At 35.7% G+C, this 23,144-nt stretch carries 18 protein-coding genes; 9 read left to right on the top strand and 9 right to left on the bottom strand.

Translation table 11 applies throughout. From position 1 onward, the window contains the following. The first annotated feature begins 68 nt into the window (after positions 1-68). The 3 genes from M23134_RS26375 to M23134_RS26365 all read left to right on the top strand — a co-directional run bounded on the left by M23134_RS26375 (position 69) and on the right by M23134_RS26365 (position 4,325). Entirely contained in the window at positions 69-1,556 is a 1,488-nt protein-coding gene (locus tag M23134_RS26375) for a hypothetical protein (protein WP_002701454.1), read from the top strand. Positions 1,557-1,647: 91 nt separating this feature from the next. Next, positions 1,648-2,943, top strand: a complete 1,296-nt coding sequence (locus tag M23134_RS26370) for a transposase (RefSeq protein WP_157558661.1) — start codon at positions 1,648-1,650, stop codon at positions 2,941-2,943. 158 nt (positions 2,944-3,101) lie between these two features. Beyond that, positions 3,102-4,325 (top strand): tetratricopeptide repeat protein, encoded by a 1,224-nt coding sequence (locus M23134_RS26365; RefSeq protein ID WP_157558660.1) that lies wholly within the window; start codon positions 3,102-3,104, stop codon positions 4,323-4,325. Positions 4,326-4,411: 86 nt separating this feature from the next. On the opposite strand, the gene porN is transcribed toward M23134_RS26365, so the two are convergent. The 8 genes from porN to M23134_RS26325 form a co-directional block, all read right to left on the bottom strand. Continuing rightward, complete coding sequence (gene porN, locus M23134_RS26360; protein ID WP_002701451.1) at positions 4,412-5,290, bottom strand: type IX secretion system ring subunit PorN/GldN; 879 nt, start codon at positions 5,288-5,290, stop codon at positions 4,412-4,414. 106 nt (positions 5,291-5,396) lie between these two features. Then, the gene (gene porM / locus M23134_RS26355) at positions 5,397-6,995 is read right to left on the bottom strand and encodes a type IX secretion system motor protein PorM/GldM (RefSeq protein ID WP_045114371.1); all 1,599 of its coding nucleotides are present in this window, start codon (positions 6,993-6,995) and stop codon (positions 5,397-5,399) included. Between the two features lie 44 nt (positions 6,996-7,039). Continuing rightward, entirely contained in the window at positions 7,040-7,882 is an 843-nt protein-coding gene (gene porL, locus M23134_RS26350) for a type IX secretion system motor protein PorL/GldL (protein WP_045114370.1), read from the bottom strand. Positions 7,883-7,974: 92 nt separating this feature from the next. Then, a complete protein-coding gene (gene porK / locus M23134_RS26345; protein ID WP_002701448.1) occupies positions 7,975-9,171 on the bottom strand; it encodes a T9SS ring complex lipoprotein PorK/GldK in 1,197 nt (398 codons plus the stop codon). A gap of 199 nt (positions 9,172-9,370) precedes the next feature. Beyond that, the gene (locus M23134_RS26340) at positions 9,371-10,375 is read right to left on the bottom strand and encodes a PorP/SprF family type IX secretion system membrane protein (RefSeq protein WP_002701447.1); all 1,005 of its coding nucleotides are present in this window, start codon (positions 10,373-10,375) and stop codon (positions 9,371-9,373) included. Positions 10,376-10,464: 89 nt separating this feature from the next. After that, a complete protein-coding gene (locus tag M23134_RS26335) occupies positions 10,465-11,262 on the bottom strand; it encodes a uroporphyrinogen-III synthase (protein ID WP_002701444.1) in 798 nt (265 codons plus the stop codon). A 42-nt stretch (positions 11,263-11,304) separates the two neighbouring features. Beyond that, a complete protein-coding gene (locus M23134_RS26330) occupies positions 11,305-12,492 on the bottom strand; it encodes a DUF4271 domain-containing protein (protein WP_002701442.1) in 1,188 nt (395 codons plus the stop codon). A 28-nt stretch (positions 12,493-12,520) separates the two neighbouring features. Next, complete coding sequence (locus tag M23134_RS26325; RefSeq protein ID WP_002701438.1) at positions 12,521-14,347, bottom strand: BamA/TamA family outer membrane protein; 1,827 nt, start codon at positions 14,345-14,347, stop codon at positions 12,521-12,523. Here M23134_RS26325 and hemW point away from each other — a divergent pair. From hemW to M23134_RS26310, 3 genes are all read left to right on the top strand, one after another. Further along, a complete protein-coding gene (gene hemW / locus M23134_RS26320; protein WP_002701440.1) occupies positions 14,331-15,461 on the top strand; it encodes a radical SAM family heme chaperone HemW in 1,131 nt (376 codons plus the stop codon). The genes M23134_RS26325 and hemW overlap by 17 nt on opposite strands. A gap of 77 nt (positions 15,462-15,538) precedes the next feature. After that, positions 15,539-16,219, top strand: coding sequence for a cyclase family protein (locus M23134_RS26315; RefSeq protein WP_232296837.1), 681 nt, complete (start codon positions 15,539-15,541; stop codon positions 16,217-16,219). Positions 16,220-16,445: 226 nt separating this feature from the next. After that, on the top strand, positions 16,446-16,832 hold the full coding sequence (locus M23134_RS26310; protein ID WP_002701434.1) for a hypothetical protein: 387 nt from the start codon (positions 16,446-16,448) through the stop codon (positions 16,830-16,832). 43 nt (positions 16,833-16,875) lie between these two features. Here M23134_RS26310 and serS read toward each other — a convergent pair whose 3' ends face one another. Beyond that, a complete protein-coding gene (gene serS / locus M23134_RS26305; RefSeq protein ID WP_002701432.1) occupies positions 16,876-18,150 on the bottom strand; it encodes a serine--tRNA ligase in 1,275 nt (424 codons plus the stop codon). Positions 18,151-18,706: 556 nt separating this feature from the next. Between serS and rho the strand changes: the two genes are divergently transcribed. The 3 genes from rho to M23134_RS26290 all read left to right on the top strand — a co-directional run bounded on the left by rho (position 18,707) and on the right by M23134_RS26290 (position 22,916). Beyond that, complete coding sequence (rho, locus tag M23134_RS26300; RefSeq protein ID WP_002701430.1) at positions 18,707-20,299, top strand: transcription termination factor Rho; 1,593 nt, start codon at positions 18,707-18,709, stop codon at positions 20,297-20,299. Between the two features lie 115 nt (positions 20,300-20,414). Next, a complete protein-coding gene (locus M23134_RS26295; RefSeq protein ID WP_157558657.1) occupies positions 20,415-21,380 on the top strand; it encodes a TIGR02452 family protein in 966 nt (321 codons plus the stop codon). 1,089 nt (positions 21,381-22,469) lie between these two features. Continuing rightward, positions 22,470-22,916 (top strand): hypothetical protein, encoded by a 447-nt coding sequence (locus tag M23134_RS26290; protein ID WP_002701427.1) that lies wholly within the window; start codon positions 22,470-22,472, stop codon positions 22,914-22,916. Positions 22,917-23,144 lie beyond the last annotated feature (228 nt).

Genomic DNA, 23,144 nt, shown 5'->3' with positions numbered 1-23,144 from the left:
ATACAGGTCTCTTTGGAAAAAAATGTCAGATTCTCTATATTGGACAAAGTTATTAAATCTAGTTTGGTATGGCTCATCCTGAAGTTTTTGTCGGAAGACAAAAACAGATTGTACGTTTTCAAGAACACTTTACGAAGCAATTCAAAAAAAGTGGTTTTTCTCTAAATCCTTTTGCAAAGAAGAAAAGAGAAGCCTCCTATGCACAAGTGTTTTTATTATACGGAGAAGATGGTTTTGGCAAAACGTCGCTCCTCCAGGCCTACCTTGATGCAGCAGAGAAAGTAGCGCAAGCCCAACGTTCTAAAATAAAAACAATTTATATCAACTGGGAGAACTACTACGATCGCAAAAGTGTATTACCTAGCACAAGAGTAAAAATGATGGATGCTCTTGCAGATATTTTTACAACTAAAGAATTAGGCATTCATGAACATTTCAGCTACTATTACCAAACCAAACAGCAGATTCAGGCAGTAGAAGATAAAGTAGAAACCCTTAAAAAAGCCAATAAAGACTGGGCAATTAACATTTCGGAAACTGTAGATTTCACCGAGCTTGAATTGCCCCCAAGAGGCTCAAAAAGCAGTTTGGTTCCACTAACTGAAAGTGAAATTAGCATTACTGAAAGTAAAACACAAGAAACAACACTTGCATGGTTGCGCAAAAAAGACATCTTAGAAGATCAAGATTTGTATTTATACGAGTTTTCAGAGAAAGAACTTGTCAAATCACTGGTTTTTTGCTTGCAGGAGGCTTCTAAAGCTTACCCTTTGTTACTGGCCATCGATAACTATGAAATAATTAATAGCAAAGACCTTAATATATGGTTACGCGACCACTTTCTTTCCACGATTTACGCCGAAGATTTTACAGGAATAACAACTATTGTTTGTGAAAAAAACAACCATACACAAGAGTATCGTAATAGTTTGCCCGAAACATTATTACATTTCCAGCACTTAGAAAATCTTTTGTTTACCTATCAGAACACACAGGATTTAGCTATTGAGATAGGGGTAAAACTTACTGAAACACAAATAAAATCACTAAATGAACACACCAAAGGAATACCCCTAGTCGTGAAAGACTCCTTGTATTTACTAAAAAATAAAATTATCAATTTTAGTGACCTTACCATCAGTTTACAACGCTACAGCAAAACTCACCAAATGGTGATTCAAGGATTGATTGAGCGCTTTATTAAACATAGTCCTAAAAGTGATCTGCAAAAGATATTTCACTTGGCAATGCTACGTACCTGGAACGTAGGAGTATTATCTATTCTTTGGAAAACTAATGATGATAAGGCAACAGAATTAACGTTTAAAGACCTTGCCGATACCTATTCTTTTATAGATACTAACAGGCTTGAAATGCACAAAAAAGTACGGCAAGTGCTTCGGGCACACCTAGTAAGTCAATCAGATATGACTAAACACTCATTAATGCGCGACGAAATTATAAGCTATGGTAAAAACATGAGCATTTTTTATAAAAATAATATTAACAAACTACTGAAAACTCTACAGATTAGGGAAGAGTTGCAAATGTTTTAAATTTAGGGTCAAAAATGCCTACTTTACCTGCTTATTGTGAGTCATTACTAGCTCAGTTGGGTCAAACCCAAGTAAAAAAAACGCTTCCTCTTTGATAGAAAAGCTAATTTCTACGAAGAAGAGTAACCTTTATACTATTTCCGAAGACACAAATGAATACACAAGAAATCACCGTATGTTGGATGGCAGCTTAAAAACAGTTTTGGATAGTGAAAAGCTCAACATTAGCTTGTTGGCGAACAATAGCGAATATTTCAAGGATAAGGACTATGTAGTAGTATTGCATGATCCCAGTGACATTCGCAAAAAATATAGCCAAGAGGCTGACCACCTGTGTAAAGTATTGGACTTGGACAAAAAACTGATTAATGGCTACCGTTCCCTGAGCAGTGCTTGTGTCGACATTCGTGGCAAAAACCTTCGTTTGCTTAGGTGTAGCCCCTACAGCACAACCGACGCTAACTATTTAAAGGTAGAGGAGCTTCGGCTTTATGAAGATAATAAGCTTAAGGATCAAAATAGGGCAAAAGAAATAAAGTTAGCTCTTACTTCGGGGCAAGGTTATAACCTCAAGAGCTTGGTCAAGGATCATACCAGTCAAATTACTGGGCAAATTCGTGCTTCTAATCCCAATGCTGTCATTGTAGATGTATATGACCGAGGTTTCGATGATACGGAGGTATTTGAACATGAAACGGATTTGGGTAACCTGTTTGTAGTTCGCAGCAAGCTCAATAGGGTCTCCAATGAATTACAAGTGTGTAGTAGCGGGAAGGAAAAGAACATCAAACTGAGGCATCAGCAGTTTTTTCAAGGGGATGAAGTTCATTATCAGAAAATGACTTTACAGGGCAAGACCTATCAGGATGCAAAGGGGGTTTTTGAGTGGAACGAAGTAGAAATCAAAGGTAGGATATATAGTGTAGTAAAGATTCGCTTTTTTGACCGTGCTGGACGGAATATTTTTAAAAACCCCATGTTGCTTATCACCAATATGCAGGTTGATCAGCTTCAAATGGCGCAAATGGTGTTTGAGTTATACTGCAAGAGAGCCAAGATTGAAGGGGTATTTAAGTTTTGTAAGGAGGTTTTAGGTTGGGAAGATAACAGGATACCTGACTACAATGTGGTTAAAAACCTTATTTCTCTCATTTACTTTGTCGCAGGCTACTTTTATGAAATAGAGGATCAGCTTACTCAGGATAAAACTATTGAGTGGATTGCACAACTGGGAGGAGGAAAAGGGAAAATAACAAGGCATTTTATATTAAATGGCTTTGCACAACTCATTAACTACAAACTTGCTCAGCGATTTTTTGAACAACAAGACATCTCTCCAGAACAAGTCAATGATGCCCTAAACAGGTTTTCATTTGGTAACGAATAATCTGTAGAGTTTTAAGCAAACTAAAAAAAGAAATTCCAAATATAGAACAACGTTACCAGAGCGAAGATTACCAAATAGCATTGTTAGACTATTGTAATGCTTTATTGTGGTCTAATCACAATAAGTTTTTTAGCTATTTAAGCGGTTTAATTGTAGAAATGATGCAATTTAGCCGAGACCTTGCAAGGCAGCTCATGTATAACATTATAGAGTTTAAACCTGCCCTTATTACCCCACATAAACTCATTTCTCAGATAATACTTGAAGGAGTAAGCCGCTTTAAACCACTTAAATTTGCCAATTTCAAAGAGAAAAATTCTCCAGAAGTGATGGACTTGATCCGTTACTTGAAAAAAGAAAAAACGTTGGACGACACACAGCGTACTTTGATTGACTTTAGAATGGCTGAAAGCAAGTGTCGAAGCGACTTATACGAAGATGCGTTTGACATGTTTATCAAATGTCAAGAAGCACTGCAAGGCGTTACATCTTTTGATGACACATTAGAAGAAAACTTTTTTAACCTGGGATACTTTTCTGATGACCCGGAATTTACCTCAAAAGCTTATCAAAAAACCATAGAAATTCGCCCAAACAATTATCACTCTTGGAATAACCTTGGTAATGCATATATAGACCTACAAAAATATAAGGAAAGCATTTACTGCTACAAGCAAGCTATAGAAATTAACGATAAATTCGAAAAAGCATGGTACAATTTAGGAGCTACTTACGTTGATCTTAAACAGTATGAAAAAGCTATTCCTTGCTATGAAAAGGCCATTGATATCAAACCTGATTTTGATTCCTGGTATAGTTTAGGTTTGACCTATACCGATATGAAAATCTACGAAAAAGCAATTTATTGCTTTGAAAAAGCCATAGAAATCAACCCTGAAACCGAACTCTGGTATATATTAGGGGTAACTTATTCAAACTTACAAAAACACGAGGAAGCTATCCCCTACTATAAAAAATCACTGGAAATTAACCCTAACAATCCACTGGTATGGTATAATCTAGGCATTACCTATGCTAACCTAGGACGTGACCGGGATGCTCTCCCTTGTTTTGAAAAAGCTGTTGGACTCAACCCTGAGTTTGACTTAGTTTGGTACAACCTTGGCATTATTTATATCAACCTTGGTGAATACGAAAAATCTATCCCTTGTTTTCAACGGGTAGTAGAAGAAAAACCAAATTTTGATAAGGCACTTTACAACATTGCTCGTGCATACAACTTTATGAAAAACCGTGATAAAACATTGGAGTATCTCAAAAAGTTTGTAGTGCTCAATAGTAAATGGAAACGTAACGCCTACAAAGATCGCAGTTTTGAATGGTTATGGGAAGATGATGATTTTTTGAATTTGGTAGGGTAGTTTATTAAAATAATTTATACAATGAGCTTAAGCAAAAAAGGTAAAGCCATTTGACCTTACCTCAATAATTTCCTTTTTAAGAAGTATTAATACTCCCATAAATTATGCTCAAACTCCATCAAATCATATTCAATTTTTTGAGATAAATATAATACTTTTTGAGCTTTCTTTGTATCCTGGTCTCCATACTCTTGGTTAATAATTGTTACAATGTCATTATCATCAGGATTTGAGACTTTTACAATACGAGAGTTGAATAAGCGTAACTCCATAGCATCACCTAAAGACATATGACGGCGTGGGTTCTCAGGGTTATACCAAAAAGCTCTAACATCTTCAAAAGTTCCTTTTTTCTGAGATTCTTCATAAGCCTCTTTAAAGTACTCATATAAATCTCTGTATTTAAATGATGCTAAACGATAATCACCTAATTGAGTTTCTTGGTTTGTTCCCTGTGGAATTACCATGGTGATAGATTGGATATCCCAGTACATTCTTGAACGTCTACGATCAAATATTAAATCCTCCTTTAACTCTAAAATATACAAGTCAGTTGCCCGCAAAGGAACAGTATCTTGAACCGAGTCATCATAATAATTTAACTTGTTTAAGAAGTCTTCAAATTGCATTGGGCTAGAAACACCATCAGTGGTAGGTGAAGAGTTAAACTCATAAGGTTGTAATTTCTTAGCTTTCACAGCATCAATAATTACTTGAGTAATTTCATTCTCAATAGAAAAGAAAGGCTTGTTTTGTTTTTCACGCAAATTAATCTTACGCCATACCGTAGTACGGTACATTATATCTGATTCAAAAATTGGCTGTCCAAAGATTGGCTTTGATTTTTTTGACCCCCTTACCGAATTGGGGTTATATCCGTTTGGTCCATATTGTGCCCAAACCGATACATCTAAAACCAATAAAAACACCAATATACCTGTTATACTTAACCACGACTTTTTCATAGTTAGAACTTTATTATTTTATAGTTATTTGTTTTAAAAAATATGTCACTTAAATAACGATTTAAGTGACATATTATTTATATAGTCGAATGTTGTTTTTTCAACTCTATCTTACCCTGAAACTAATAATCCGGTTTCGGATTGGTGCAGTCTCAACAGATCCACGAGAGTTTACTCTTTGCACCCCCAACACTTTGATCATTACACCATCTCCTCTACGTGTTTTCAATGCACGCACATTCACTGCACCTCCATTGACCTTACGAGAACCAGTAGATCCACCACCTCTAAAGGTAGTTACCTCAATGCCTGTTACTCTATAAGTAGCTTCTTTAGGCAAAGCCTTTTTAAAGTTATCATCAGCCTTTGCTATCACCTGAAATCTTGCTGCAGGTAATGGTCGCTCTATATTTACCGCTCCACCATTTCTATTTGCTAACATTACAGTTGGAGGAGGCACTGGTAGCACATCAAATGTTTTTGATCCAACCAATGTACCATTACTACTTACTGTAAGTCTGGTTTTAGCACCGCCACCAGGAAATATTGTTACATCACCTTTTTTAGCACCAGGTATAGCAGAACCATTTGTAGCCTGAAAACTAGGACTATAAGCCGCACCCAAAGCAGGTACAGATGTTACCAATGGGTTAGCACAGTTTCTATACAGTGGGTTAATAGTAGCCGACGAAATCAAAAGTACAGGTTGAACAATTGTATACTCCTCTTTATGTCTAAAGGTGGTATCTCTACCTTTACTTTTGAAAGTAACAGTACCTTCCCAAGATCCTTTTGCTCTACCATCAGTATAACCACCAGGATCACTTACTTTAAAACTTACCTTACCTATACCGTCATTTACAGGAATAGGAGAGCCATTTAAAGTCATTTTAGGTTGTGCTTTACTTGCTGATGCAGAAATAAACAGCTCAGCTTTATATTCATCACCAGGAGCAACAGTTTTTGCTTCTACGCTTACACCTGCACGTACTTTGTCAAACTTGAGGTCATTGGTTAAATCACCAGCCCCTAGTTTTTTCAAAACCTCTGCTTGATAACGAAGAATTTCTGACTGCTTCTGCGTCAATACAGCTAAAGCTGCTACTACTGGAGTATGACCAAAGTTAGCTTCTGCAAAATCTTTATTCTTTTGAATAGGATCATTTGCATACAAAGCTTTCTTCTTGTTACCCTCAGCTAATGGTTCAAATTTAGGTAAATCTAAATCTTTGAACTCAGCAGACAACCAAGCTACATATTTATCCAGTTTATCCTTAAGTTTATAACCTTCTCCTTTTCCCTCAGACTCTCCAATCATAATCTCCCCCACTTTTCCTTCTTCCTTGGGATTTTTTACCACGTGGGTTTTGCTATCAATACCATCACCAGCATCTTTGATTAAAATTTGCTTGATTTTGGTTACCTCACCGATAATTTCTGAAGTTTTTTTCTTAAGAAGTTCTGCTCTCTTGATTCTTTCCAGACCTTGACGAGAGTTTCCATTCTTTTTCACGTCTCTTTTCAAAGCTTCCAATGCTTGGTCACTTGATTTTTTGGCGTTTGTTAAAGAATGTTCTAATGCACTATTCAAAAATATGAATTTATCCATAATAGATGAACTTACCTGAAGTGCTAGCATTGCCATTAATACTAGGTACATCAAGCCGATCATCTGTTGCCGTGGACTTAACTTTTCACCTGCCATAAGAATTAATTAATTTTAAAAGTTTATCAATAATTTAAAAAAAATTAACCTTTCATGGCAGCAAGCATGCTTCCATATACCTTGTTCAAAGAGGTAAGGTTTCCAGCAAGTGCAGACATTTCAGTTTTAAGGGTTGCAGCATCTTTTCCAGCACTAGAAACATTTTCTACTGCCACGCCTAGACCTTTATAAAAATCGTTTACAGATTTCACATGTTTTTTAGCTTCACGCATTTCTACTTCATAAAAAGTATTCAATTCAGTCAGGTTTTTTGTCAACCCTTGAACTTGTGCATGATAAGCTTTAGCATCTTTAGAAGCATTTGACATTTCACTCATTGCATTAATGGTAGTCTTGTAAGACTTGTTCATTTCTACAATTGCATTAGATGCTAACTTCACATTCTTAGCATACTCTTCTGTAGCTACTGAAGCCGAGCTAAGTTTGCCCATTTTGGTTACGTTTTCGCTAAGGCTCTTCATTCCATTGCCAAAGCTTTCTATTTTAGCGCCTGTTAAAGACTTAGCTAAAGCTGCATCAATTTCAGCCAACTTTTTAGATACACTTGGGTCTTGACTTACAGCGGGAGCACCTGAGCCTGGTAATACAGGCTTGTCACTTGGCACATAATCTTCATCATTTAATTGAGGATAAATTAAAGACCAATCAGGACGGTGATTTTCCGCATGAAGAGGAGCAAATGCAGCAATAAAGAATAAGAAAGCTTCGGTAATCAGACCAGCAGCCAAAATAGGTCCTCCATTTGGTAAGTGAAGGATTTTAAACATTGCACCTATAATAACAACTGCAGCTCCAACATTTGTAACTCGTGGTACAATGAAAGTATAGACATACTCCATGGTACTCAGTTTCTTTGATGAACTCATTTCAGTAAAAGTTTAGTGTTTAAAATTTAAGAATAGTTTAACAAGTATAAATTTAGTAGTTGTATTGAAAGAATGCAATGATATGCATGTTTTTATCGTCCAAGATCAACCTCTTCGCCAGAAGATCGACCTAAATATGTCATAGCACAACGGAAACCAATAGAGGTAGACGAAGAATCCCAATGTTGAAAAGTTCTAGCACCAGTTTCGCAATAATATGCAATGTCTTTCCAAGATCCTCCTCTAATTACTCTTCGGTTGTTTATATTTACATCATTTTTACCTGCTTTGGTAATAGGTGGGTTATATACGGGGTTTAAATCCCATACTACAGGTACTGAAGACTCAAAGTAAGCATCTAGTACCCACTCAGCTACGTTTCCAGCCATATCGTATAATCCATAATCATTAGGGAAATATTGAGCAACAGGACCTGTGTAAGCAAAGCCATCATCATAATAGTTACCTCTACCAGGCTTAAAGTTTGCTAACATACACCCAAGTGTATTTCTCAAATAAGGGCTTCCCCAGGGATACTTTGCCATATCACGACCACCCCTTGATGCGTATTCCCACTCAGCTTCTGTTGGTAAACGAAAACGAGGCGCAGGGTAAGGGTCACCTTCTACCGTATGACGGTAATAATTCAAGTGCATGGTACGCCATTGACAAAAGAAATTAGCTGCTTGCCAATCTACTCCAACCACAGGATAATCATCAAATGCAGGGTGCATAAAATAATACTCCATCAAAGGATCTCCCATATGGTGAGCATATTCTGTACTCCAGCGTGTTGTATCTGGATACATTTCATTCATTACTTTTATAGAATCAGGTCTTACAGGAGTTCCATTTTTCAAAAATAGTTTATCCATTACACCTTCCTGATACTCTTGGGGTAGTTCTTCCCCTTGTGCTTGTCGTCCCTCAGAGTATGCCAACAATACATCAGTAAAAAGCCTGTATTGATTATTGGTAACCTCTGTCTGATCCATAAAGAAAGCACTGATAGTGATCTGCTTATTCAAATTGATTTGAGTTGCAGGAACATCTTCATCTGCTTGTCCCATGTGAAAAGTACCATTAGGTACAACGACCATTCCACTAGGCACGTACTGAGAATAATCACTTCTGACTTGTTCAAAAGGAATAATCTCACCTGCCGATCCGTTAATTCTTGACTCTAAACTGTTTGGATCACCTTTCTTTCCAAACAAAAAACATCCCTGAAGAAATAGTACAGAGGATGCAATTAGAGCATAAGACAAAAACTTGTACTTAAACAACATTTTATTCATAACACCTAACAAATTAATGACAATTGTTTTTTTGGTTTAGCTTTATTATTTTATATAAGTTGATGTTTTATTCGGTAAACAACTAATATCGCGCCAAAATCATGACGCCTTTGTTCTTCTGTTTCCAAACCTGATTCGAAAACGGACTATTTACAATAATATTACTTTTTTTCCAATCGTTTTTATATGATCACTCATTATTATAACGGGGAGTATTAAGTTTTGGATCTGTAGTATGAAAAATAGGTATTTTGTATGATACAGATATTTCATGTGACGTAGGGTCTTTGGCTGATTGTCCAAAAAACACGTAGTCAAAACCATACGCAATCTGTAGGGTTGGTTTCTTACTACTTTTATTCAACTTAATTCCTAAAATCAATGATGCTGATTCTTCTTGACGATATGATATTCCAGCAAAATATTTGTTGTCGTAAGTAGTAATTGCCCCTAAGTCAAATGAATAACCGCTTAAATCTGTTGGTACCATTTTAACTAACACAGAAGGGCTTACAGACCAGAGAGAGTTATACCCTCCTACATTGAAGTTATATCCAGCTAATACATAGAGATTACTAGCCAATATACCTTCACTTCCTTCTTGTCCAAAATTAAATTTTTGAGGAATGATATGATTCATACTTACTCCTCCAAAGAACGTATTGGAATGGTAATAAATGCCGGCTGCCATATCGGAGTTTGTTTGAGATAAAACCCCAGTCTGCAGTAACTTATCATCAGGGTCGAGCGCCCTAAATTGATCAAAATCAATAGTTTGGGAATAAATACCTCCTCGCACGCCTATAGAAAGTTTTGCTTGAGTACCATTACGACTACCAAGTGGTACGTGATAAGCATAAGAAAGTTGCGCTTCACGGTTAATCAGCGGTCCAATCATATCATTGACAAAATGTAGCCCTACACCGCTACGAAAAGCATTATTGCCATAAGACACACTCATTACTTGTGTATTTGGACTCCCCCCATTATCAAAGGTTGGGTTATAGCCTGCCCACTGAGTTCTGTGAATAAGTGAAGCAGAAAAATTACCTTCGACACCAGCATAAGCTGGATTGATAAATAACTGATTAAACATGTACTGGCTAAACTGTGCATCTTGTTGTGCTTTTACAGTAGTAGTTGTACTGCCTAACAGTAAAAAAAACAGTAATATTACTTTAGGAATCCTGTTCATAAGTCAAAAAAATAGCTTTGTTAAATAAACTTATAAATATTATGCAAGCATAAGTTTATAACAAAGCTACTTGATTGTAAAACTTATACTTACTTGATATTATTCGAAACCTTGATATAGTTTTCTATAGCCCCAGTCATTGAGGGAGCATTTGGCATAGGTGCTTCTATATCCAACACCAAACCTGCATCTCTTACAGCCTTGGCAGTAGTAGGACCAAAAGCTGCTATACGAGTTTTATTTTGTTTAAAGTCTGGAAAGTTTGCAAATAAAGACTGTATTCCTGATGGACTAAAGAATGCAATAACATCATAATTCACATCAGACAAATCTGATAAATCACTCGCAACTGTTCTATATAATACTACTTCTGTAAAGTTGTAGTCATTTTTAGTCAAGAAATTTGGGATATCATCTTTTCGGATATCTGAGCAAGGGAAAAGATATTTCTCTCCTTTATGCTTTTTTACAATTTCTAATAAATCCTTTGCAGTTTTTAAACCTGTGAAAATTTTTCGTTTCCTCACTACGATATACTTTTGTAAGTAATTGGCAGTTTGGCTTGATACGCAAAAATATTTCATATCTGCGGGCACTTCAATTTTCATGTTTTTACACATTTCAAAAAAAAGTGTGACTGCTTTTCTACTAGTAAAAATCACGGCAGAATGGGCCAAAATATCGACTTTTTGTTTTCTGAACTCTTTTACAGAAACGGGTACAACATCGATAAATGGACGAAAATCTACCTTAATTCCGTATTTTTCTGCTAATTTAAAATAGGGTGATTTATCGTTACTAGGTTTAGGTTGTGAAACTAAAATACTTTCTACTTTAAGAAGTCGCTCACGAACAATTTGAGGCATTTGAGGGTGTAGTTCACTCATGCGCTAAAGATTTTCTTTACTGTTTGCTGATTACAAAGTAAACTAGTTGAAAAGTAATAGTTTTATGCCAATTAACAAGGGGGTTAGTTCTGTGCTGCAAAGGTAGTAAAATAAATACAGATTTTTAAATTGAACCCGTTTATTTACATAAAAACTAACTAGCATAGTTTGGACAAAATGAAACCCTATGACAAAGTAAATAAAATATTTATTCAACTCTGTGATGTATTCTTCAGCAGAAATAAGCATAAACACAGGAAAAATCACAGCTATAGTATAAAAGAGTTTTGATAGCCTCATGTATTCATAGAAGTGAGTATACTCTATTTTTTCCAGACTTAATAATATACCAAATACTTTTAAAAGAATATATTTTAGAAAAATTAAACCAAATACAATAGCAAAGAACAGTGTATAGTTGGCAAGCAGTGAAACAAAGTCATAGTTAGCATTTACTAGTTTAAATGATACGTTAAGAATACCTGTTACGTCCTTTTGCGCAAGCATAAAAAACAAGCTTATAACTAACGCATGTAAAGCTAAGAACAACAGGTTGATGGCATTAAAAGGCTTACTTATCAATGAAATATCCTTGCGAGATAAACTTGAAACACTGCTGCGAAAACTGTAATAGCTTAAAAATGTTTTAGGGTGGAAGTTCCAAAGTAAAGTAAATATTCCCAATAAAACCCCACCTATTATAATCATAAAATCTTTCACCCCTGACAGGTACCGACTTTTTTCCTGGATTTTAGATTCTTGCTTTTTAGTTTTTTTGGTTGTAATGAAATCTTCTTTAAAGTAGCCGATATGTACAGACTTCAATGGAAGACGATATCCCCTATCATAAAAGGTAAAAAACAACTTCTTCTTTTGATCAAAAGCCTGCCGAAGGCTATCAATACTGAAAGTAACCCAGCCCTCTTGAGTTACCTCTTTACAAAGTTTTTTATTTATAAAAATAAAAACATCTTTAGGGCTATAAAATGTAAGCGAATACCCTTTATACTTTTGGGCGTCTAACCAAAAACTAGCGGTTTTAGAGTCCACATGCCTGTCTTCTATGTAGGGTACATAGGAATTATATTTGGTGTCATACACTTGCCATTCATCTTCCAGGTCATAAATTTTAAGAAAACCATCCTGAGAGTTTTGTTTAGCATAAGTGTTTGCACACAAACCTAGTAACAACCCTAAAATCCAAACTACTTGTAAAGTATAATATTTCATAACAGACATTTTGAGTCTTACAAATATTTCAAAATCTACTTATAAAACCAAAATGTATTTTAGAACGATTAAAGTTTATTGGCTGTTCTTGCGCTTTACCCAGTGCATAAACAATATTAAATATACCTGCTTTAGTAGGGAAATTAAGCCCTAGACCAAACCCCAGAGGGGTATCTTCGGTAAAAGTGTTGATTGTTTTTTGTTGTAGCCACGATTGATCATAAAAAACAAATAAATATGAATAATCATCAAATAAAAAGCGATATTCAAGATTGGCGATTACATAATGAGAGGCAAAGAAGATATTTTGGTTATGTCCTCTTAAACTGTTGATCCCTCCTACCCTAAATAGTTCGTTGACCAGTAATTGGTCATTGATCACTCCTCCTGTACTTAACTGCCAATATAACACTGATTTTGAAGATGTTTTTGAATAGTGCTTCCATTTAGCTTCATATACCAATTTAGTGGTAGACAGTGGAATATTTTTGTACAAACTTTCTGGTAACTCAGGGTTTTGTACGATGTTTTTTTGTCCAATTTCCCCTGATAAACTTAAAAAATCACCTTTAGATGGGTACAATGCATCGTTCAAATTACTGTGTATATAGCCCAAACCATACGCAATAAAAGAAATGTCTAAGGTATCAGGCAATCGGGTGGCATTTTGATAAATAAGGCTATTTAGTACCCTAGAACTTTTAGAGTTTACAGTAGCCTTTATTTTGTCTCCTGTTTTTAAATTATAGTATAAAACCCCACCTAGGTCTATATTAACAAACGATGTATCTTCTTTTAAAAGGTTAAACTTAAGCTGTAGGTCTAATGCTGATCCAAATAATAATGGATGAGTATAATCTAAGTTAATCAGTTGAGACTGAGATTCTGGTCGTAACCATTTTGCCGAAAGGCTCTTGCCAGACCTAAACATGTTTTGCAATAGAAGATCAAACTCCCCCATCCACTCTATAGTACCAGGATTTTGTTCATTAGGAAGTAGTCCCACTAGTAAGTTTATTTGATTCGCTTTACGCTTTTGTAAAAACAAGTTAACGCTGGCTTTCTTTGCCCGAAAATCTACCACTGCTTTTTTTCTGACCTTTAAATACGGTAACTGTTTCAATATGCGATGGGCACTTTGCACTTTTGATTGACTAAACAGGTCACCTTCTCTTAGTCGTAAGTATTTCATCATAAACCTTGGTTTTACCTGTAAATCACCCACAATGTGGAGTGTATCAAATAAAACCTGTGGTCCTTGATCATAGTTCCACTTAGCATAAACTTCCTGCTTTACAAATGTTAAAGAGTCTAGGCGAATTTGAGCAAAAGGGTAGCCGTGGTTCTCTGAATAACTCAACACTTTAGTTTGTAATTTTGATATTGATTTATACAAAAAAGGTTTTTTATTATAGTATTTAGGCTTAAATCCTACATTGTGTATTATTTCCTCAGGAAGGTTACCTTTTTTCAAACTTGCCCATATAAACTTAGTCCCCACAGAAATATAAGCAAAGAGGGTATCTGGGGTATTTGACAGACTATCTAATTGGGCATTCAGGTAAGCTTGTTGATGTAGCTTTTGAATAAAAGATTTTACAGCCTTCTCAGCTTTTTTAATGTCTTGATAAACAGTGGGTACTTCTATTTTTTTTAATGACTGAATATCTTTTAAGTTTGTACTAAGTTTTAGGTAAATACTGTTTTTTTTATTTGTTGAGCCTGCCTGTTTTAACGAAGGGGATTGAGCATAGATAACAAAAGGAAATAAGCACCAGTATATACACCCATAAATGACTTGTTTTTTGTATCGAACACCTCGTCTTAATCTTATTATTTTGTCTAGTTTATACATTCATATACCTTTTTGTAAGCAAGCTTGCTATTACTGCGATTTTCATTTTAGCGTTAACCAAAATAATAAAAAATTAATTGTAGAAGCGATCAAGAAAGAAATTGTGCTGCAAAAGAACTATTTATCCAATAATCGTTTACGCACAATTTACTTTGGTGGTGGCACACCTTCTCTGTTGAATGAACAAGAACTTGCAGGAATTTTTGAAACTATACACCACACATTTTCAGTAGTGCCTAACGCAGAGATTACCTTAGAGGCTAACCCTGATGATTTAACAAAAGAGAAACTACTACTATTTAAAAGACAGGGAATCAACAGGTTAAGTATAGGTACTCAGTCTTTCCAAGATGCTTGTTTACAATATTTAAACCGAGCACACAATGCTACTGAAGCCAAGCAAAGCATCTTAATGGCACAAGATAGAGGGTTTGATAATATAAGTATAGATCTGATATACGCTATTCCGGTGGCAAACAATAAAGTCTGGCAAGAAGATCTACAACAAACAGTTAGCCTCCAAGTACAACATATTTCAGCATATTGTCTGACAATAGAAGAGAAAACGGTGTTTGGTCGTCAACTACAAAAACAACTCATCAATCCAATAAATGATGAATTTGCCTCTAACCAGTTTAATAGTTTGATTGCACATTTAGAGCAGAATCAATTTACTCAATATGAAATATCAAATTTTGCCAAACCAGGTTTTTACTCTCAACATAACAGTAATTACTGGATAAAAAACCCTTACCTTGGCATAGGCCCTAGTGCCCACTCTTACAATGGTTCTACACGTCAGTTTAACATAGCTAATAATGGTAAATACCTGCAGGCTTTGGCTAAAAATACAATTCCTTTTGAAAAAGAAGAGTTATCAAAAGCTAATCAAGTAAATGAATATATTATGACAAGTTTACGAACGATTTGGGGCTGTGATTTGCGCAAAATTTCTCATAACTTTGATATAAATTTACTCTATGAAAACAAAAGTTACATTCATGAGTATATAGATAAAAAGTTGTTAAAACTTGAGGATGATGTACTAAAACTTACCAACAATGGTAAATTGTTTGCTGATAAAATAGCTTCTGATTTATTTATTATTGAGTAAATATGATTTCACCCATAAAAATACAGTATTTAGGTCAGGATTATAGTTTCAATCCTAGCGAACCTATTGATATTTCAATGATACTGAATGAAGATTCTGCCAACTGTTATTATGCAGACAAAGTTGGTTTTGAAACTTATGAAATGGGTGATTTTATTGGTAGTGTTGCCAGAGGCGGGGTAGTTAATTACCAAAAAATAACTCTTACTCCCCACGGCAATGGTACTCATACCGAGTGCTATGGTCATTTGTCGGCAGACAATAGTGCTAATATATACAATTGTTTGAAAGAATATATGTTTGTGTGTCACCTGGTAACTCTTCCAGTACATCAACAAGGTGAAGATCAGTTAGTAACCTTGCAAGACTTAAAAAATAATATGCTTCAACAAATGCCTGAGGCTGTGATTATTAGAACAACACCTAATACTCCTGATAAGCTTACCAGACAATACTCAGGGAGTAACCCTCCCTACCTGGAAGCAAGCATTGGTAAGTTTCTGGCTGATCACAAGGTAAAACATTTATTAGTTGACTTGCCTTCAGTAGACAGAGAAGTAGATGGAGGAAAGTTATTGTGTCACCGGGCTTTTTGGCAGCATCCTGAAAAAACTCGCAAGGATAGTACAATTACTGAATTGGTTTATGTAAATTCAACCGTTCCTGATGGGTTGTATTTACTCAACTTACAAGTAATTAGTTTGTGGAGCGATGCAAGCCCTAGTAAACCTATAATTTATCCGCTTAGTAAAATTTAGTATGACTAAATTGCAAACATCATCCAGCTCAATCAATGATGAGTTGAAAACCAAAACTGAAAAAGTAATTGCGAAGGTTGGTATGATAAATACCTTGCATTATCTTATTGGAACAATTCATGCGAATGGTAGATAAGTAACATCTACCACTATAATAAAAGCTATATTACCAAGCTTTTATTCAGTATGTTAAGATAGATCAATAGCTATAAATACCATTAAAACAATGACAAGCAAAGTAATGACTAGTGATGAGAAGAAAGCAATTTTGTTATTAAAATCTGTGATTTTCCACTATCATGGGTTAGACAAAGAAGAGCAACAAATACTGGATTCTACGGCTGAAAGATTTGATGCCTGGGAAGAGCTAAAGTGGGCAAATGACTTTATTTCTCTTGATTATTATACGGCTTTTGAGCGTGCCAGAGAGTATTTAAATGAAGTAGTGGGTAATTTGGATAAAGAAACCAGGTTAAACTACCTTAGTATGGTATGGGAGGCTAATAACGCTAAAGGGTATGTAACAGAGATGGAAGCAACTGCCATGCTTAAACTTGCCAAAGACTGGAGTGTTCAAAAGGAGTTAATGATGTTGGTAAGAAAGAAAAAATAATCTCTGAAAAGATTATTTTTTCTTTTCTCTTATAATCTAACTTCTAGTTAATTATATCAAATCCAGTATACGGCTGTAATACAGCTGGTACCTTAATGCCTTCTGGTGTTTGATTGTTTTCTAACAACGCTGCCACTATACGTGGTAAGGCTAGTGCACTACCATTCAAAGTATGGGTAAAATGCTTCTTATTATCTCCTGTTCTATAACGTAGTTTCATTCTGTTTGCCTGAAAGGTTTCAAAGTTACTTACAGAACTTACTTCCAACCAACGCTTTTGAGCAGCAGAGTACACCTCCATATCAAAAGTAAGTGCTGACGTAAAACCCAAGTCACCACTACATAACCTGAGCACGCGGTAAGGCAAATCTAATTTCTGCAATAGTCCCTGTACATGCGTACACATCTCGTTTAATGTTTCATAAGATTTTTCAGGATGTTGTATTTGAACAATCTCTACTTTATCAAATTGGTGTAAGCGATTTAATCCACGTACTTGCGCTCCCCATGCACCTGCTTCTCGGCGAAAACAAGGGGTATAACCTACATGCTTGATTGGCAAATCTGTTTCTTCTACAATTACGTCACGATACATATTAGTAATAGGCACCTCAGCTGTGGGTATTAGGTACAAACCATCTTCTTGGGCATGATACATTTGCCCATCTTTGTCTGGTAATTGCCCTGTACCAAAACCAGAATCTTGATTGACCAAATACGGAGGAATAACCTCACTATAACCCGCGTTGACTGCCTCATCTAAAAAGAAGTTTATCAAAGCACGCTGTAGTCTGGCGCCTTTCCCTTTATATACCGGAAAGCCTGCTCCAGTAATTTTTGTTCCTACCTCAAAGTCTATAATATCATACTGTTTAATTAAGTCCCAATGTGGCACTGCTTTGTCGTGTAGTGTAGGAACAGATCCATGCTCAGATTCTACCTTGTTATCTGCATCAGTATTACCTTTAGGCACACTTGGGTGAGGAATGTTTGGGAGTTTATATAAAACTTCGTCGCGTTTGTTGCTTACAATCTTCAACTTGGCCTCAAGATCTTTTACCTCTTGCTTGCTGCCTCCAACCTGTTGTTTTAATTTGTCAGCTTCTACTTTTTTGCCTTGCTTCATCAATTGCCCAATACGCTTTGCCTGGTTATTAGAAGAAGCTTTGAGGTTGTCTAGTTTTGTTTGCGTATTTTTTCTTTGGGTATCATACTCCAAAACTTGGTCTACCAAATCCTCGGCGTTTTTTACTCCCCGCTTTTGTAATCCTTCTATAACCTTTTGTTGGTGGGTGCGGATGTGCGGAATCTGTAACATAATCAGTATTTATATTTGTATATAAAAATTTTGAAAAATCGTGTCAAGTTATTATGTTTGTATCAGTAAGAGACGCAAATCTATAAATTTACCATCAAAACACTCTTTATTATCCCCATAAAAATTGCACTAATTACAAAAAACTTAAAAAAAATTTACATTCATTTTTTAGTTATTGGTTTTTTCGTAAACTTGCCGTGCAAAATCTCCTAAGCGTGAATTGAGCCTCATTTCTACACCAAAGGTCTATTGTGGGTAAAGGGTATTTTCAATGGTATCTTCTTTCTTTGCAAATTTTAACCATATTATAGAATTGAGTACTTGTCCAGCATCTTGGATAAGCTATTAAAACAATCATACTTTTATTTTTGATTTAACATTAAACTCATTTGCCTAGTGTGAGAAGGTAATGTAAATAACAAGATATTTACACTATAGTAGTGAGAAAGCAAATACACTCTCCTGATATAGAAACCTACATTTCTTATTTATATCCAAATATTTAATTGTTCAACTTAATCGTTTCAATGCGTATTAATTTCACAAAATATTTCCTATGTATAACATCGAAGAACTAAACTTAAAGCTTCTTTCGGAGTTAAGAGAAATCGCCGAACAACTACAAGTAAAAAACTTCAAGAAATTGACTAAAAAGGAGTTGATTTACAAAATTTTAGATCAACAGGCGATCTTACCCGAAGAAAAAGTCCTTCCTATAAAAGAAAAAGAAGCAACACCAAAAGTTCAAGAAAAAAAGAGTGACACTTCTAGCAAGCCTCGTAAGAGAAGTCGCACCAAATCTGAAAGTAGCAGAGAAAAAGAACCTAAAGTGGCAAGCACAGCTAATAATGGAAAGAAAGCTGAGCAAGAAGACTTTAACTTTGACATGGGCAATGACCCTATGTTGTTTGACAACCCAGTAAATAACGATCTTGGTGCTCCGGCAAAATCTAAAGCTGAGCCCAAGGAAGCAAGCAGTGGTAAAAGTCAGAGTAGCAGCAAAAAGAATAGCAATTCGTTTTCTATCCGTGATTTTGACGGTTTGATTGAAAATGAGGGAGTTCTTGAAATTATGCAAGATGGTTATGGTTTCTTGCGCTCGTCTGATTATAACTACCTTGCCAGTCCTGATGATATTTATGTTTCTCCTTCTCAGATTAAATTATTTGGTCTAAAAACAGGGGATACTATCAGAGGACAAATAAGACCCCCAAAAGAAGGTGAAAAATACTTTGCACTTTTAAGGGTTGAGAACATCAACGGAAAAACCACAGAAGAAATCAGAGATCGTATTCCTTTTGAATACCTCACACCTTTGTTCCCACAAGAACGCCTCAATTTGAGCGCTTCAAGCAATGAAATGTCTACCCGTATACTTGATTTATTTGCCCCTATCGGTAAAGGTCAAAGAGGGATGATTGTAGCCCAACCAAAAACAGGTAAAACTGTTTTGCTTAAAAATATTGCCAATGCTATTGCCACTAATCACCCAGAGGTATATCTCATTGTATTGTTAGTAGACGAACGCCCAGAGGAAGTAACCGATATGGCACGCAGTGTACGCGCCGAGGTAATTTCGTCTACATTTGATGAGCAAGCTGAACGTCACGTAAAAATTGCTCAGATTGTATTGGGCAAAGCAAAACGTATGGTAGAGTGTGGACATGATGTAGTAATATTGCTTGACTCTATTACTCGTTTAGCACGCGCTTATAACACGGTTGTTCCTTCATCTGGTAAAATCTTAACGGGTGGTGTAGATGCCAATGCACTGCACAAACCTAAGCGTTTCTTTGGGGCAGCTCGTAACGTTGAAAATGGAGGTTCTTTGACTATCATTGCTACTGCATTGATAGAAACAGGCTCTAAAATGGACGAAGTAATCTTTGAAGAATTTAAAGGTACTGGTAACATGGAGCTTCAACTTGACCGTAAACTATCTAACAAACGTGTTTATCCTGCCATTGATGTTCCTGCTTCTGGTACTCGCCGCGAAGACTTATTAATGGATAAAGAAGAACTACAGCGTGTATGGATATTGCGTAAATACATGGACGACATGAACTCTAATGAAGCCATGGACTTCTTATTAGATAAAATGAAGGGTACCAGAAATAACATGGAATTCTTGATTTCGATGAATGGATAATATAACAGCCCACTGTTTTATTTCTTATAAATTATTGAATCTCCGGAGATATCTTCGGAGATTTTTTTTATGTGTATTGATGAAAATAATGACCAAAAAGCTCATCAAATCAATTATGGAAGAATATCTAATAAACAAGACTCCCCTTACCTGGGACTACAAAAAATGGGTTGCAGAGTTTAAGCAAGGTTCTAAATCTCAAATAGGCTTTAGGGTGTCACGCAAAAAAGTATTTGATCATACTGTAGAAGTGATTAAAGCAGGGCAATATGTAGCTAATGGGAAAACTATTATGCTGAAGGACTTTACTGATCTGTTACATATTTGGCAAGACTCAAAATTTTACCCTGATACCCATACTTTAGTACTACCAGAGATAACTACTCCATACATTACTGCTTACCAAGTCATTCAGGCAGACTGCATAGAAGTAGGGCAAACTATGCAAAAACTAGGGTTTAATCCTGTGGTATTGAATATGGCAAATGGTAATACTCCGGGTGGAGCAGTTATTCGCGGAGCAGGCGCTCAGGAAGAAAACCTATTTCGTCGCTCTAATTTATACACCTCACTGTATCAATACGCTGACTTTGCTCCTCAATATGGTATTCACAAACATGGGAAACACCGATACCCTATTCCAGCTCAAGCTGGAGGTATTTATTCGCCTGATGTATTATTTTTTAGGTCATCAGAGCATAGTGGCTATGCTTTGCTTGCCCAGCCTTTTACCTTGTCTATTGTAACTGTACCTGCCATTGCTCACCCCAAAGTAGAATCACGCAATGGACGAAATTGGCTAACACCCCCTCAGATAGAATTTACTAAGCATAAGATTAGAACCATACTAAAAATGGCAGCCCTGCACCAACACGATTGCTTAATTTTGAGCGCCTTTGGTTGTGGAGCTTTCAAAAACCCTCCTCACCATATGGCACAGTTGTTTAAGGAAGTTTTAGCCGAAACAGATTTTAACGAACGGTTTAAATCTGTAATATTTGCTATTATAGATGATCATAACGCTTGGAAAGCCCATAACCCAGAGGGTAATTTAATTCCTTTTCAACAGGTATTTGATTAACCATTTGCCCAGCCATTCTTTAAATTTATTAGCACGCTGTTTATTAACGATAAATTAAGAGCAGGTTTAAAATTCACCCAGTACTTAGGAACGTGATCGCAATAACTGTCCGGTTTAGAACATATCCTCTTCCCTGACTTTCGTTACCCCGGCAGTTCCGCCGGGACTATGAGCTTTTATTGTCCGTGGTACCGTCCCACGGTCTGGCTCAACATCCCCCGGATGTTGCCTTGCCCGCAAAAAGTGCCTCAGTCAGCCTTGAGTTTATGACCTCAATCTCGACACTTATTTTGAACATGTTCCTTAGTCAATAGTTTATTTAGGAATAGGTTAATATCTTCACCCAAACACCAGAAACTTATACCAAACAAAAAATACCCTGTTGATTTGACTGAACTTGAACAAACTCATTTAGAAATGGTAGTACAACAACACGGTACTAAAAATCAAATAACAAGCTGATTACTCATAAATCATGGATACAAGGAAATTTACAAACAACAATAACTTTCTGGTATAACAAATAGAGTTCAACTTTTAGTGATGTAATAATTACCATAAGGACATTGTTTTGTAGTAAATTTGATTTTCAAATGTATGGTAATTTCACTGAACGTGTAAATACTTCAAAAAAGCTTTTTAACCATACAAAGCACATTTTTAGCATACTACATAAGGTTAAATTCGAGCTTATAGTAATGCCTAATACTTCTAATATTTAGCCATCATATACCGTGATACATGATGATTTTTTTAATAATTTTTCAAAAAAAAACATTACATCGACAGTAAGAAGTTCTTATCTTTAAAACAAACCACTTAAAATAAGAATTGTATGAAATCCTTACTCAAGTCTATATTACTTTCAAAGCCCACATTGACACTTCAAATTACCAAACAAGTCGTCATTGAACCATCCAACCTCTGACTTATTGACGATCCCGGTAACAAGAACAGGATATAAATTTTAAACAAATTTGATATTATATTAAATAAAAAACATGGATCCATATTTTTTATTTTAATTCTTAGCCATTCAAATATTCTACATATATTAATATTCAAATCTATCGCAATAACTTAACAGATATGCCTACAAAATCAACTGCAAAGGATAACTCCTTAGAACAACTCAATAAGTTGCTTCGCCAGAACAAAAAAGTTGACTTTAAAACTTTTAACCTACTGAGTGCAAAAGAGTTGGAAAGCTTGAACTGGAGTAAAATCTCTAAAAAAGACCAACCAAAGGTCTTGAAACAAGTAAAAGCTTATCAACGCCTGCTTCGGCTATTGGGAGAACATCACCCCAAAATTGCCAAGGAACTTCTCAAACAAAATCTTCATTCTGCGGTACAAGTTGCTTCTATTCCTCAAAAGAAGTTTATGAGCGATTTTTTAAACATTTTTAAGGACCAAGACTTGATGAAAAAATTTTATGCGCGTGCTCTAGCTACCCGAAGCAAGGTGCTTTTAAAGTACATGAACATTGTGCAAAACCGCCAACCTCATACTAAATCAGTCAATGCCATTGCCTGATTTGACTCCTCAATTTATTTTAATCGCATAGCAGAACGACATTTAAAAATACTTCCAATTTTTTGGTCTTATCAAAAGATAACCAAGGGGTTGCATGGCATTGCTTTGCCCAATTTTTAAGCGTTTGAAAGCTTAGCTAACAAATTATTAATGAAAGCTTTGTGGGTGCTTCAGGCTCTGAAGCGCCCCAACAAGTTCAAAAAAACTTTTCAATCTCTAAGGAACATG

Source organism: Microscilla marina ATCC 23134 (assembly GCF_000169175.1).
Taxonomy (GTDB): Bacteria; Bacteroidota; Bacteroidia; order Cytophagales; family Microscillaceae; genus Microscilla; species Microscilla marina.
Note: the sequence above shows the minus strand (reverse complement) of the source record. Positions and strands in the feature narration are given on the sequence as shown.

Coding starts and splice junctions, on each gene's coding strand:
- M23134_RS26375 (WP_002701454.1), top strand. CDS start 69: ATGGCTCATCCTGAAGTTTTTGTCGGAAGACAAAAACAGATTGTACGT.
- M23134_RS26365 (WP_157558660.1), top strand. CDS start 3,102: ATGATGCAATTTAGCCGAGACCTTGCAAGGCAGCTCATGTATAACATT.
- porN (WP_002701451.1), bottom strand. CDS start 5,290: ATGAAAAAGTCGTGGTTAAGTATAACAGGTATATTGGTGTTTTTATTG.
- porM (WP_045114371.1), bottom strand. CDS start 6,995: ATGGCAGGTGAAAAGTTAAGTCCACGGCAACAGATGATCGGCTTGATG.
- porL (WP_045114370.1), bottom strand. CDS start 7,882: ATGAGTTCATCAAAGAAACTGAGTACCATGGAGTATGTCTATACTTTC.
- porK (WP_002701448.1), bottom strand. CDS start 9,171: ATGTTGTTTAAGTACAAGTTTTTGTCTTATGCTCTAATTGCATCCTCT.
- M23134_RS26340 (WP_002701447.1), bottom strand. CDS start 10,375: ATGAACAGGATTCCTAAAGTAATATTACTGTTTTTTTTACTGTTAGGC.
- M23134_RS26335 (WP_002701444.1), bottom strand. CDS start 11,262: ATGAGTGAACTACACCCTCAAATGCCTCAAATTGTTCGTGAGCGACTT.
- M23134_RS26330 (WP_002701442.1), bottom strand. CDS start 12,492: ATGAAATATTATACTTTACAAGTAGTTTGGATTTTAGGGTTGTTACTA.
- M23134_RS26325 (WP_002701438.1), bottom strand. CDS start 14,347: ATGTATAAACTAGACAAAATAATAAGATTAAGACGAGGTGTTCGATAC.
- M23134_RS26315 (WP_232296837.1), top strand. CDS start 15,539: ATGATACTGAATGAAGATTCTGCCAACTGTTATTATGCAGACAAAGTT.
- M23134_RS26310 (WP_002701434.1), top strand. CDS start 16,446: ATGACAAGCAAAGTAATGACTAGTGATGAGAAGAAAGCAATTTTGTTA.
- serS (WP_002701432.1), bottom strand. CDS start 18,150: ATGTTACAGATTCCGCACATCCGCACCCACCAACAAAAGGTTATAGAA.
- rho (WP_002701430.1), top strand. CDS start 18,707: ATGTATAACATCGAAGAACTAAACTTAAAGCTTCTTTCGGAGTTAAGA.
- M23134_RS26295 (WP_157558657.1), top strand. CDS start 20,415: ATGGAAGAATATCTAATAAACAAGACTCCCCTTACCTGGGACTACAAA.
- M23134_RS26290 (WP_002701427.1), top strand. CDS start 22,470: ATGCCTACAAAATCAACTGCAAAGGATAACTCCTTAGAACAACTCAAT.